At 34.2% G+C, this 1,112-nt stretch carries 2 pseudogenes (1 of these 2 cut by a window edge); both read right to left on the bottom strand.

The features are described 5' to 3' along the window. Positions 1-208, bottom strand: a pseudogene (locus tag A2255_00155) (hypothetical protein). A 603-nt stretch (positions 209-811) separates the two neighbouring features. Further along, positions 812-1,112, bottom strand: a pseudogene (locus A2255_00150) (hypothetical protein) (it continues 452 nt past the right edge of the window).

The following is a 1,112-nucleotide window of genomic DNA, read 5'->3' as shown; positions in this document are numbered from 1 at the left end:
GGGCATGAGCGTCTCTATTATAAAGCCTGTTCAATATCTCAAAAGGAGAAGATTGATTCGCAACGTAAAAACTGGTCGATTCATCAACCCAAAACCCGCCTAATTTATATAAACCAGTCATTCTTATGAAGAAACCAAGTAAAATTATTAAAAATAAAACGGTTAATCTAAACTTTTTGCTGTTAAAAAGGCTTTTTATCCTATCCATCTCTCAATTTCCAGACAAAATTATAAATAATTCTTATATTTATTCTACTTCATTAACTGGTGATTAGAAATAATTTAATTTAAGTATTATAGTTTGTTGGGTCGTATGGTGAGATTGCCACGGTGCCAGAGGCACAAACTCAGTATTAATGATTCTTGCATATTAAAGATGGTGCTTGCCTAGAAGAATATTTAATGATTGGTAATAGATTTCTAATGTTTGCAGTATTTATAGAATTTAAAAAGGTGACTGTGTCACCGTGGTAATCTTTCCAATGTTCACCAGATGGATTGCCACGCCTGCGTTGCAGGCTCGCAATGACAGTGCATGTTATTAGAATGATTGATGACTTAAAAAAGTGACTCTGTCACCTCGCAATGACATTCTTTATTAGTGTATTTTAACATTTTCTAAGCAAGCACCTTAAAGAAAAATAATTGACAGTATGATTGTAGCTAAGCCATCCCGCAATGACAGTGCGAAATACCCTCGCAATAATAGTAGTATCGCTGGAATGGTAGTTAGCCAATGACAGTGCGAAGTACACTCACAATGATGGTAGTAATATTGTAGGAATCGATGACTTGTGACAGTGCGAAGTACTTAGTTGCCGAATATTTTGCTGAAGAATTCTTTTATCTTTTTGCTTAATTTTGTAGGGGTACTTTTTTCAGTAGTATTTAAGCCCTTTTTTTCCATTTCCTCTTTTATAACCCCTGCTATTGCATAATTTCCACGTCTCATAGCACAATTATAAGGATTCTCACCGTATACATTCTTAATGGTAAGATCAGCATTATTATCGATTAGGAGTTTTGCTATTTTTATAGATTTTGTGTTGTGTAAAGCAGTGTCTCCCAGTAATTTATCTGTTGCATTAGGATCTGCACCATTATTGATTAAA

The sequence above is a fragment of the Candidatus Melainabacteria bacterium RIFOXYA2_FULL_32_9 genome, assembly GCA_001784615.1.
Lineage (GTDB): Bacteria > Cyanobacteriota > Vampirovibrionia > Gastranaerophilales > UBA9579 > UBA9579.
Note: the sequence above shows the minus strand (reverse complement) of the source record. Positions and strands in the feature narration are given on the sequence as shown.